Source organism: Acidovorax sp. (genome assembly GCF_046341535.1).
Taxonomy (GTDB): Bacteria; Pseudomonadota; Gammaproteobacteria; order Burkholderiales; family Burkholderiaceae_C; genus Acidovorax.
Genome location: NZ_JBKDRI010000142.1, coordinates 21,245 through 33,318 on the forward strand (window position 1 = coordinate 21,245; position 12,074 = coordinate 33,318).

Here is a 12,074-nt window from a genome sequence, read left to right on the forward strand (position 1 = left end):
AAGGTATGAATGACATCCTTCCGCCTGACTCGGCGCGTTGGGAGTGGCTCGAGGGAAAAGTTCGTAGTCTGATGGGGCGCTTCGCATATCGGAACATACGCACACCGATCGTGGAGCCGACGGCGCTTTTTGTCCGTGGTCTTGGCGAGGTGACCGATATCGTGGAGAAGGAGATGTACTCCTTCGAGGACCGGCTCAATGGAGAGCATCTGACTCTTCGCCCCGAGGCCACTGCTGGAGTGGTGCGTGCGGTCGTTGAGCATTCGTTGCTCTATGAGGGTGGAAAAAGGCTGTACTACATGGGGCCCATGTTTCGGCATGAACGTCCTCAACGCGGACGTTATCGCCAGTTTCACCAGATCGGAGCAGAGGCGCTTGGTTTTGCAGGTCCCGAAGTAGATGCAGAACTCATCCTGCTAGCCGATGAGTTATGGCGCGAGCTTGGCATTTCGGATGTCAGGCTTGAGCTCAACAGCCTGGGGGAACCCCAGGAACGTAAAGCGCATCGTCAGGCGCTCATCAATTACCTTGCGAAACACGAGGATTTGCTGGACGAAGACGCGCGTAGGCGGTTGCACACCAATCCACTGCGGATACTGGATACCAAGAATCCTTCGATGCAGGCTATTGTCGACGCTGCGCCAAGGCTGATCGACTTCCTTGGGCCAGAGTCGATCGCACATTTTGAAGAGGTCAAAGCCATTTTGACCGCCAATGGTGTGCAATGGACAGTCAATCCCCGGCTGGTGCGTGGGATGGACTATTACAACCTTACGGTTTTTGAATTTGTGACCGACCAGCTAGGTTCGCAGGGCACGATCTGTGGCGGCGGGCGATATGACTATCTGATTGAACAGGTCGGTGGTAAGGCCGCACCTGCTGTTGGCTGGGCCTTGGGTCTCGAGCGAGTTCTCGAGCTTCTTAAAGAGCAGGAGAAGGTCGTGCCGGCTCTTATTCCTGACGTTTACGCAGTTGTGCCATCTCCTGAGATGCTTCCCTTGGCAATGGCTTCCATTCAGAAGCTGCGTCGAGCGGGAGTTTCCGTCCAGATGCACGCTGCTTCTGACAGATCGAACGGCATGGGTAGCATGAAGTCGCAGTTCAAAAGAGCAGACGCCAGTGGTGCTCTGTGCGCCTTGGTTTTCGGGGGCGACGAGGTATCTAGAGGGATGGTGATCCACAAAGCCCTGCGTGATGGATCGGGTGCTCAAACCGAACGTCCTCTAGCGACCATTGAGCAATGGGCTCCCACCCTACAATCCATTGGCTAATCACAAGTTAATTCATGGCAAAACACCTCGATCTAGAAGAACAAGAACAGCTTGACCAAATCAAGCATTTCTGGAACACATGGGGATCATTGATTAGTTCACTGATCATTGTGGTCGCCGGCTCTGTCGCGGCCTGGAACGGATACCAGTTTTGGCAAAATCGTCAGGCGGGCCACGCTGCGGCCCTCTTCGAGTCTATTGAGACTGCTCTACGGTCAGGCGATCAGGCAAGGATGATGCAGGCATTCGACGATATCCGTAGTCGATATCCACGGACGGTGCATGCGGCGCAGGCGGGTCTTACCATTGCAAAAACGATGGTCGATGCCGGCAAGTTTGATGGCGCGAAGGATGCCTTGAAGTGGGTCGCCGTCAACGCCAGTGACGATGGTTTGAAAGCAATTGCTCATTCGCGGCTTGCCAGTGTGCTGCTCGACCAAAGAGACTATGACGAGGCGCTGAAGCAGCTTTCGGCGAAGATCCCGGTCGAATTCGAAGGCGTTTTTGCTGATCGTCGCGGGGATGTTTTGTTACTGCAGGAAAAGCGGCCCGAGGCGATTGCGGAGTACAGGAAGGCCTACAAACTTCTTGACGAAAAAATCGAGTACCGCGGTTTGGTCGAAGTGAAGCTTGGTGCTTTGGGGGCTTCACCTGTGGCCGCTGTAGTTGATGCTTCGCTGCCCCTCCCTGGGGGGCGCTAGCGATGATGACGGCACGTCTTGGGTTGCCTGCGAGGATCCTTTTGAGAGGTGGTGCAGGATTAATCGCCTCTCTTGTTTTGTTGGCTTCCATGGCGGGGTGCTCGCTGTGGGGGGCGGCCCCCCCGAAGCCGGTGCCCGCAGATCTCGGGCCGAATTTCGCAGTACTTGGTGTGCGTCAAGTCTGGGGAACACGCATCGGTAAGGTCGGTATCCCATTGGATGTGCATGTGAACGGCAGCGCGGTAACGCTGGCCTCTTCTGATGGTTCCGTGGTATCGGTTGATGCTGGGACTGGTGTCGAACTCTGGCGAGCTTCGATCGGCGAGCCATTGTCCGCTGGGGTGGGTAGCGATGGAAGATTTGCTGCGGTGGTCACGCGTGCCAACTTGCTGACCGTTATCGAGGGCGGAAGGGAGAAATGGCGCCAGCCTTTGCCGGCACAGGCATTCACGTCACCCCTGGTTGCTGGGGGGCGAGTCTTTGTGCTTTCTTCAGACCGGTCAGTGTCCGCCTACGATGCATCTTCCGGGCGTCGTTTGTGGATTCAACAGCGCCCAGGTGAGCCTCTTGTGTTACGACAGGCGGGGGTGCTTTTTGCAGTGGGTGACACGCTGGTAGTAGGGTTATCGGGACGATTGGTGGGCATGAACCCTAACGGCGGATCAGTACTTTGGGAGTTGCCGCTGGCCTCTGCCCGTGGCACCAATGACGTTGAGCGCTTGGTCGAACTTGTTGGCCGTACCAGTCGTGTAGGCGATAGCGTTTGCGCCCGAGCCTTCCAGGCCACCGTAGGGTGCGTCAATATCTCTCTCCGTTCAGTGGTTTGGACCCAACCCGCCAGCGGTTTTGAGGGTGTGCATGGCGACGATCTGGCACTGTTTGGAACGGAAAGTAACGGCGTGCTCAACGCCTGGAGCCGCTCAAGCGGCAGCCGGATGTGGACGGTTGATCGCTTCAAGCATCGGAAGTTGACAGCGCCGTTGCTGCTTGGCAGGTCAGTGGTGTTCGGAGACGATGCGGGGCTGGTCCACCTCGTTTCTCGGGATGACGGTGCGCCCCTGAATCGCCTCTCTACGGATGGATCGGGTATCGCCGCAGCGCCTGTCGTTGCTGCCGACACGCTGGTAGTTGTTACCCATAACGGCAGCGTCTTCGGATTCCGTCCGGAGTGATCGGTTACCCAATGAAGCCAGTTGTAGCTCTCGTGGGCCGCCCGAACGTAGGCAAATCCACGCTGTTCAATCGGCTTACCAAGTCGCGTGACGCTATCGTGGCCGATTTCCCCGGCTTGACCCGTGACCGCCATTACGGCAACGGCAAACAAGGCAAGCACGAGTTCATCGTCATCGATACCGGTGGCTTTGAGCCCGATGCTTCCTCCGGAATCTACCGCGAGATGGCAAAGCAGACGCAACAAGCGGTGGCCGAGGCGGACGTGGTGGCGTTTGTTGTCGACGCACGAGCCGGCGTGTGTGCGCAAGATCACGACATCGCAAAGTATCTTCGTCGCCTGGGAAAACCCTGTGTTCTCGTCGCCAACAAAGCTGAAGGAATGCTGGAGGGAGTCCAACTTGCCGAATTCTATGAACTTGGTCTCGGAGCTGTGTGTCCGGTGTCGGCAGTGCATGGCCAAGGTATTCGTGACTTGGTCGAGCGTGCACTCGAGCCTCTTCACCTGACGGAGGTCGACAACACTGAGTCTTGTGCCGACAAGAGCGTCATCAAGTTGGCCGTGGCTGGCAGGCCCAATGTGGGCAAGTCGACGTTGATCAATACCTGGCTCGGCGAACAGCGCCTGGTGGCGTTTGATATGCCGGGTACCACGCGCGACGCTATAACGGTCCCCTTTGAACGCGGTAGCCAGCGTTTTGAACTGGTTGACACCGCAGGCTTGCGTCGAAAAGGGAAGGTCTTTGAGGCCATTGAGAAGTTTTCGGTGGTGAAGACGCTTCAGGCTATAGAGTCTGCAAATGTTGTCTTGCTGCTCTTGGACGCAACCCAAGGCGTTACCGATCAGGATGCTCACATCGCTGGCTACATTCTCGAGAGTGGTCGCGCAGTTGTGGTGGCGGTAAACAAATGGGATGCGGTGGATGAGTACCAGCGTCAATTGCTCGAGCGGTCCATCGAGACCCGATTGGCGTTCCTTAAGTTCGCATCCATTCACTATATCTCTGCAAAAAAGCGCCAGGGGCTAGGTCCCCTCTGGGATTCAATTGCGCAGGCACACCGAGCGGCTACATGCAAGATGTCGACGCCAGTGCTGACGCGGCTACTTCTCGAAGCGGTTCAGTTCCAAAGCCCGAAGAAAGTAGGTATGTTTCGCCCGAAGATGCGCTACGCCCATCAGGGAGGCATGAATCCCCCAGTGATCGTGATTCATGGGAACTCGCTGGAACATGTCACAGATGCGTACAGGCGTTTTCTTGAGGGTCGATTTCGAAAAGAGTTCGACCTCGTTGGGACGCCACTGCGTATTGAAATGAAGACTTCGCGCAATCCGTTCGCAGAAAAGGACGTTGATTAGTCAAAGCCCTCCAGCGCGAGGGGCTTGGGAAGGCAGTTCCAAAGCGACTTCCGCCCTGTGGTAAGGTGCGGTTTCACAACAACACTTTGAACACGGAGCATATCGTGAGCAATAAAGGCCAGCTTTTGCAAGATCCCTTCCTGAATGCGCTCCGTAGGGAACACGTTCCAGTGTCCATTTACCTGGTGAACGGCATCAAGCTGCAGGGGCAGATCGAGTCCTTTGACCAGTACGTCGTTTTGCTGCGCAACACTGTGACCCAGATGGTCTACAAGCATGCGATTTCCACCATAGTCCCGGGGCGCGCTGTGAGCTTTTCTATGACTGATAGCGCTGGCATTGAAGGTCACGGCGCTTAGTGTTGTCGCAAGCACTCCAGAAAGGTGTCTCGGTGGTCGCGCAACAGCGCGCAACCCTATGAGCTCTAAGGTTTCGAGGAGCCTGGTACCGGTTGTCCTGGTTGGTGTTGATCTTGGCAGTGAACATTTCGACAGTGACCTCGAGGAACTGGGGCTGCTTGCGGAAACGGCAGGCCTTCAGCCTGTATTCCGCGTGACCTGTAAACGCAAGGCGCCCGACGCTGCCCTGTTTATTGGTAGCGGAAAGGCGGATGAGATTAGGATGCTTGCCCAGATGCACGGGGCAGTGGAGGTTCTTTTTGATCAGGCCCTTAGCCCTGCACAACAGCGAAACCTCGAGCGGCATCTGCAGCTTCCGGTGAACGATCGGACCCTACTAATCCTGGAGATTTTTGCTCAGAGGGCGCGCAGTCATGAGGGTAAGCTACAGGTAGAACTCGCGCGGTTGCAGTATCTGAGCACCCGATTGGTGCGGCGCTGGTCGCACCTTGAGCGACAGACTGGCGGTATTGGAGCTCGAGGGGGTCCCGGCGAAAAGCAGATCGAATTGGATCGTCGGATGATCGGCGAGGCGATCAAGAGGACACGCGACCGTTTGGTTAAAGTGAAGCGCCAAAGAGCGACCCAACGTCGTCAGCGTGACCGACGAGAAACCTTCAACATCTCGCTTGTGGGGTACACAAACGCAGGAAAATCCACATTGTTCAACGCCCTCGTGAAAGCCGATGCCTATGCGGCTGACCAACTGTTTGCAACGCTCGATACAACCACCCGACAGCTTTATCTAGCAGGTGCGGGCCGATCTGTGTCGCTTTCAGATACGGTGGGATTTATCCGAGACTTGCCTCACGGGCTGGTAGATGCCTTCGAGGCAACCCTTCGAGAAGCCGTAGATGCTGATCTGCTTTTGCATGTTGTGGATGCGTCAAATCCAAGATTCCCGGAGCAGATGGCGCAGGTATGGAAGGTGCTTGATGAAATCGGTGCTGCCGAAGTGCCACAGTTACTCGTCTTCAACAAGCTTGATGCGCTCGAACCGGCCCAGCGGCCTTCCAGTCTGGTCGACGAGTACGATGTTCAAGGAGATGCCACGCCCCGTGTCTTTGTGAGTGCTCGGTCTGGCGAAGGATTGGAGTCGCTAAGAAATGCGCTGTCCAACCGGGCCTTGCTGTCGGATGTACGCATGCCCCCAGCCCCCGCCCCTGAATTACCAGCCAATGGGACCTAATTAGGCACAATGTCAAATTGCCGACGCCCTTTGAGAACCTGAGACCTGCGCATGAATTTTCTATACCGAATCCCACTTTTGGCGTCGCTACCAGCCCGTCTTACGGGAATGTTCAACTTGAATGATCCTCGTTGGGGTCGTGGTGATGACAAATCGGAGGATGACACGCGTCCAGATTCACGTCCCGCAGGGCCCGCAAATGGGCAGCGTGGAAGTGAGCAGCGACCCAGCAACGGTGGCCAGCCTCCGGATCTAGACGAGCTTTGGCGCGACCTCAATCGTAAGTTAGGCGGGGTTTTTGGCTCCAAGGGCGGCGGTGCTAATGGGCGCAACGGCGCGGGTGGATCGGGACCTGGCGGCGGCTTTCAGCCCGACATGAAAAGTGCCAGTGTTGGCGTGGGACTGATCGCCGGGGTCGCCTTCCTCATCTGGATGGGCACTGGGTTTTTCATCGTGCAGGAGGGGCAGCAGGCGGTCATTACTCAGTTCGGTAAATACAAAAGCACGGTAGGTGCTGGATTCAACTGGAGGCTCCCCTATCCTATCGAGCGCCATGAGCTTGTGTTTGTGACGCAGATTCGTTCAGCCGATGTTGGTAGAGATACTGTGATCAAAAGTACTGGTCTCCGTGAGTCGGCCATGCTCACGGAAGATGAAAACATCGTTGAAATCAAGTTTGCGGTTCAGTACCGACTCAATGATGCAAGGGCATGGCTATTCGAAAGTAAAAACCCGTCGGCGGCGGTTGTTCAGGCCGCTGAGACGGCGGTGCGGGAAGTCGTTGGAAAAATGCGGATGGACACCGCCTTGGCGGAGGAGCGCGATCAGATCGGCCCCCGCGTAAGAATGCTCATGCAATCCATCCTCGATCAATACAAGGTTGGCGTAGAAGTCGTTGGCATCAACCTACAGCAGGGTGGCGTACGTCCGCCTGAACAGGTTCAGTCGTCCTTTGACGATGTGCTCAAAGCTGGGCAGGAGCGCGAGCGTGCAAAAAACGAAGCTCAAGCGTACGCTAATGATGTGATTCCAAGGGCCGTGGGTTCGGCGGCCCGCCTCAACGAAGAGGCTTCTGCTTACAAGGCGCGCATTGTTGCCCAAGCGCAGGGCGATGCCCAGCGGTTTTCCTCGATCTTGGCGGAGTACCAAAAGGCGCCACAAGTAACGCGGGATCGGATGTATTTGGAAGCAATGCAGCAGATCTACGGAAACGTGACTAAGGTATTAGTGGAGTCGCGTCAGGGATCCAACCTGCTGTACTTGCCGTTGGACAAGATCATTCAAGGCGCAACAAGTGGCTCGGTTGGGGGGGGGGATCTGGCAGGCCTGTCCGCAGCTGGATCAGGAGCTGTTAGTCCAGCCCCTTCCGCCCCCATGGTATCTACTGATCCCCGAGCACGCGACAGCAGTCGTACGCGTGACCGCGAGTCGCGTTAGGAGTTTTTCGTGAATAGACTAGGCTTTTTTGCGACCATCTCAATGGTGGCGCTGGCGTTGATGAGTTCCATGCTGTTTGTTGTAGACCAACGCCAGTTTGGCGTGCTCTATGCGCTCGGGCAGATCAAGGAAGTCATCACCGAGCCCGGGTTGAACTTCAAGCTTCCGCCACCCTTCCAAAACGTTTCTTATATCGACAAGAGACTTTTGACACTCGACAGCAGTGACACGGAGCCCATGCTGACAGCAGAAAAGCAGCGTGTGGTGATTGATTGGTATGTTCGCTGGCGAATTTCGGAACCTACGGAATACATCCGTAATGTGGGGCTGGATGAGAGTGCTGGTGCACTGCAACTGAATAGGGTCGTCAGGAACGCCTTTCAGGGTGAAATCAACAAGAGAACGGTCAACGAACTGTTGTCTGCGAAGCGTGAGGCTCTGATGGCCGATGTGAAGCGTGAAGTGCTCGAGGCGGTACGCGGGGCTAAGCCTTGGGGGGTTGATGTGGTGGATGTGCGCGTCACGCGAGTCGATTACGTTGAGTCGATCACGGAGTCGGTCTATCGACGCATGGAAGCTGAGCGAAAGCGCGTTGCAAACGAACTGAGGTCCACTGGCGCTGCTGAGGGCGAAAAAATTCGCGCGGATGCCGATCGTCAGCGAGAAATCACGATAGCGAACGCTTATCGCGATGCGCAGAAAGTGAAGGGGCAGGGCGATGCGGAGGCTGCGCGAATCTATGCCGAGGCATTCGGTCGTGACCCGCAGTTTGCGCAGTTTTATCGGAGCCTTGAAGCATACAAGGCGACCTTTAATAAGAAGGGCGACTTCATGGTCTTGGATTCTTCATCTTCGGAGTTCTTCAAGACATTTCGAGGTGCAATGCCGGGACCAGGTCCTGTCGTTGCGGGTTCTCGAAAGTAAGTCTTTTTCTATCGCGCGGGGTGAGACTGAAGGAGCCCATAGGCGAGTCCCGCACGGGCTTCACTTCATCCAGTCTTAGCGCCTCGGCAGGTCACAGGGCCCTGCCTTTGCTTTGGTATGCTGACTCACACGATTCTCGAATTTCGAGCCGTCCTTCCCCTAGGTCAAGGTCTTGAGGGGGCACGGTCTTGGCGTTGCGTGCTGCCGGTAGAATCGCGGTTTTAACAGCGCTCCATTGTCCATGTCCGCTTGGGTCCTACCGGATCACATTGCCGATGTTTTGCCTTCTGAGGCGCGACACATCGAAGAACTGCGCCGCGGGCTTCTAGATACCGCCCGTTGTTACGGTTATGAGCTCGTCATGCCGCCATTGCTCGAGCACCTCGAGTCTCTGCTGACTGGGACGGGTGAGGCTCTTGATCTTCAGACTTTCAAACTTGTCGATCAGTTGTCTGGCCGATCGATGGGTTTGCGGGCAGATACGACTCCTCAGGTGGCTCGTATTGACGCGCATTTGCTCAACCGTAGAGGTGTGACCCGGCTGTGCTACTGCGGTCCGGTTTTGCATGCTCGGCCGGATCGGCCGCATGCAACAAGGGAACCGCTTCAGTTCGGGGCGGAGATCTATGGCCATGCAGGCCTTGAAGCGGATCTGGAGGCTTTGCAGCTAGCGCGTGAATCACTCGCAGTGGCAGGGGTTGCCCAAACTACCGTGGATCTTGCAGACGTCCGACTTGTTCGCGCGCTGCTTGCGGGCCTGGCGCCAGCTCCGGTTTTGGTGGGGTCAATTCACAGCGCCTTAGCGACGAAGGACGTGAGCGCTCTAGCGGCATTGACTCGCGACTTTCCCAAGCGATCCAGAGAGGGGCTCCTTGCGCTTCCACATCTGTACGGTGATATCAGCGTGTTGGATGAAGCAGAAAAATGCCTCTATGGCATAGCGGGAGTGGATCAGGTGTTATCGAATTTGCGGTGGCTTGCTTCAAAGCTCGCGGATGTTTCGGTCAGTGTCGACTTGGCTGATTTGCGTGGCTATGCCTATTACAGCGGCGTCCGGTTTGCGATCTACGCTCCTGGCGCCTCTGATGCTCTGGTGCGTGGAGGTCGGTACGACGAGGTGGGGGGGGTGTTCGGCCGAAACCGTCCTGCAGCGGGATTCAGCCTGGACATTAAGCAGGTGGTCTCTGTCGTGCAGCCTAGAGCACTTCGAGCGGCAATCCGAGCTCCTTGGAACGAGGCTGCTGACGTGAATGCTGCGATCGCGGCCCTGCGTAAGTCGGGGGAGACGGTGGTGTGCGTTCTTCCGGGCTGGGAGAGCGAAGTGGATGAATTTCGCTGTGACCGTGAGCTTGTCCAAAAGGCTGGCCAATGGGTGGTCCAGCCAATTGATTGTTTTGAAAATTGAAGTGAGTCTGTGATGAAAGCAACCAAAGGTCGCAACGTTGTTGTGGTGGGCACGCAGTGGGGCGACGAAGGAAAGGGAAAGCTAGTCGACTGGTTGACCGAGAGCGCCCAGGGTGTCGTGCGTTTTCAGGGTGGTCATAACGCTGGCCACACGCTTGTGATCAACGGGGTGAAAACTGCATTGCACCTCATACCCAGCGGAATCATGCGCCCCGGGGTCAAGTGCTACATCGGCAACGGTGTGGTCCTCTCCGCCGCCAAATTGTTCGATGAAATCGAGGGGTTAGAAAAAGCCGGCGTGGAAGTGCGTTCGCGACTTCGAATCAGCGAAGCCTGTCCTTTGATCCTCCCTTTTCATGCTGCAATCGACGTGGCGCGTGAGGCCGCCCGGGAGCAGGGTGGAACCGAGAAAATTGGAACTACAGGTAGGGGCATCGGCCCGGCTTATGAGGACAAAATTGCCCGTCGCGCGCTCAGAGTCCAGGATCTGAAGCATCCTGAACGCTTTGCCTTGAAGCTGCGGGACCTCCTCGACTTGCACAACCACGTTCTCAGCACCTATTTGAACTCGGGGGCATTTCAGTTCGGTGAAGCGATGCGCCCCTACATGGTCGACGGCAAAGTGCAGTTCGATCTGGTTTATGCAGAAGCCATGCGCCATGCGACGCTGCTCAAGCCGATGATGGCTGATGTCTCCCGTGAACTCAATGAAGCACATGCGGCTGGAGCTAATTTGCTTTTTGAGGGTGCTCAAGGCACCTTGCTCGATGTGGATCATGGCACCTATCCGTATGTCACATCTAGTAACTGCGTGGCCGGAAATGCTGCGGCAGGCGCGGGTGTAGGGCCGGGAATACTGCACTACGTGCTTGGGATTACCAAAGCCTACTGCACTCGTGTGGGCGGGGGACCGTTTCCAACAGAGCTTGACTGGGAAACGCCGGGCACCCCCGGACATCACATGAGCACGGTGGGTGCTGAAAAGGGCGTGACGACCGGACGAAGCCGCCGCTGCGGATGGTTTGACGCAGCCTTGCTCAAGAGAAGCGCTCAGGTCAATGGTCTTTCGGGGCTGTGCATCACGAAGCTTGATGTGCTTGATGGCTTGAGTGAACTCTTTTTGTGTATCGGCTACGAGCTGGACGGTGAGCATATCGACCTGCTGCCGATGGGGGCGGACGACATCGCGCGGTGTAAGCCGGTCTACAAGGTGATGCCAGGCTGGAGTGACTCTACGGTGGGTGTCACCACCTACAGCGCGCTGCCGCAGGCCGCGCGCGACTACCTTGAGAGTATTGCCGAGGTCACGGGTGTTCCGATCGACATGATCTCAACCAGTCCTGACCGTGATCACACAATTGTGATGCGTCATCCGTACGAGGCGGATTGATTAGCTACTGTCGGCTAGCCCGCAGGTGATTTGGAGAACGACATGTTGACCGAAGACGGCAAGCATCTGTACGTGAGTTACGATGAGTACCACAGCCTCATCGAGAAGCTGGCGTTGAAGATCTACCAATCAGGGTGGGAGTTCGATACCATTTTGTGCCTTGCGCGGGGTGGATTGAGGCCTGGAGACATCCTGAGCCGTATCTTCGACAAACCGCTGGCGATCATGTCCACGAGTTCGTATCGGGCGGAGGCGGGAACGGTGCAGGGGCATCTCGACATTGCTCGCTTCATAACGACCCCAAGGGGTGAGATTGCCGGTAGGGTGTTGCTGGTTGACGATCTTGCAGACTCTGGCCACACACTGAATGCGGTGATCAACATGCTCAGGACCAACTATGCGCCCATCACGGAGTTGCGCAGCGCGGTGATCTGGACAAAGGGAATTTCGTCGTTTACCGCTGACTACTCGGTCGAGTTCCTGCCCACCAATCCCTGGATTCACCAGCCGTTTGAAAGTTACGATAGCCTCGGCCCCGAGAAATTGCTCGCCAAGTGGCGCCTCTGACGCAAATCTCTGCTTGCGATATCTTCCCCAGCGCAGACGGGGGAGTGGTGTGGTAGCCCGATCGGTTGTGGTGGGTAGGGTGGGTCTTCAGTTCGAGCAAAGGCGGTTGCATTTGCTGGGGGTTCAAAAACCGGTATACAATACAAGGCTTCGCTCTTTAGAGCCGATGACTGGGGCAAAAGATTGCTGGTGAGAGCTGGCGTGGTTTGAGTCTCGGGTTGTTGGCTGGGTAGGAAGCGAGAAAGTTTGCCGGAACTTCAAAAAAC

At 56.4% G+C, this 12,074-nt stretch carries 11 protein-coding genes; all 11 read left to right on the plus strand.

The window, feature by feature from the left end:
- The first annotated feature begins 5 nt into the window (after positions 1-5).
- The 11 genes from hisS to ACK543_RS10515 all read left to right on the plus strand — a co-directional run bounded on the left by hisS (position 6) and on the right by ACK543_RS10515 (position 11,808).
- On the plus strand, positions 6-1,271 hold the full coding sequence (gene hisS, locus ACK543_RS10465) for a histidine--tRNA ligase (RefSeq protein WP_409942801.1): 1,266 nt from the start codon (positions 6-8) through the stop codon (positions 1,269-1,271).
- 14 nt (positions 1,272-1,285) lie between these two features.
- Positions 1,286-1,972: a YfgM family protein gene (locus ACK543_RS10470; protein WP_409942789.1), complete on the plus strand. Its 687-nt coding sequence runs from the start codon at positions 1,286-1,288 to the stop codon at positions 1,970-1,972.
- Between the two features lie 2 nt (positions 1,973-1,974).
- Complete coding sequence (gene bamB / locus ACK543_RS10475) at positions 1,975-3,144, plus strand: outer membrane protein assembly factor BamB (protein WP_409942790.1); 1,170 nt, start codon at positions 1,975-1,977, stop codon at positions 3,142-3,144.
- Between the two features lie 11 nt (positions 3,145-3,155).
- Positions 3,156-4,499 carry a ribosome biogenesis GTPase Der gene (gene der / locus ACK543_RS10480; RefSeq protein ID WP_409942791.1) on the plus strand — a complete coding sequence of 448 codons (1,344 nt, stop codon included), beginning with the start codon at positions 3,156-3,158 and terminating at the stop codon, positions 4,497-4,499.
- A 104-nt stretch (positions 4,500-4,603) separates the two neighbouring features.
- Positions 4,604-4,858: an RNA chaperone Hfq gene (gene hfq / locus ACK543_RS10485; RefSeq protein ID WP_409942802.1), complete on the plus strand. Its 255-nt coding sequence runs from the start codon at positions 4,604-4,606 to the stop codon at positions 4,856-4,858.
- Between the two features lie 58 nt (positions 4,859-4,916).
- A complete protein-coding gene (gene hflX, locus ACK543_RS10490) occupies positions 4,917-6,086 on the plus strand; it encodes a GTPase HflX (protein WP_409942792.1) in 1,170 nt (389 codons plus the stop codon).
- A gap of 51 nt (positions 6,087-6,137) precedes the next feature.
- The gene (gene hflK / locus ACK543_RS10495; protein ID WP_409942793.1) at positions 6,138-7,523 is read left to right on the plus strand and encodes an FtsH protease activity modulator HflK; all 1,386 of its coding nucleotides are present in this window, start codon (positions 6,138-6,140) and stop codon (positions 7,521-7,523) included.
- 9 nt (positions 7,524-7,532) lie between these two features.
- Complete coding sequence (gene hflC, locus ACK543_RS10500; RefSeq protein WP_409942794.1) at positions 7,533-8,447, plus strand: protease modulator HflC; 915 nt, start codon at positions 7,533-7,535, stop codon at positions 8,445-8,447.
- Positions 8,448-8,688: 241 nt separating this feature from the next.
- Positions 8,689-9,852, plus strand: a complete 1,164-nt coding sequence (locus ACK543_RS10505) for an ATP phosphoribosyltransferase regulatory subunit (RefSeq protein ID WP_409942795.1) — start codon at positions 8,689-8,691, stop codon at positions 9,850-9,852.
- Between the two features lie 12 nt (positions 9,853-9,864).
- Positions 9,865-11,241 carry an adenylosuccinate synthase gene (locus ACK543_RS10510; RefSeq protein WP_409942796.1) on the plus strand — a complete coding sequence of 459 codons (1,377 nt, stop codon included), beginning with the start codon at positions 9,865-9,867 and terminating at the stop codon, positions 11,239-11,241.
- A 42-nt stretch (positions 11,242-11,283) separates the two neighbouring features.
- A complete protein-coding gene (locus ACK543_RS10515) occupies positions 11,284-11,808 on the plus strand; it encodes a phosphoribosyltransferase (RefSeq protein WP_409942797.1) in 525 nt (174 codons plus the stop codon).
- Positions 11,809-12,074 lie beyond the last annotated feature (266 nt).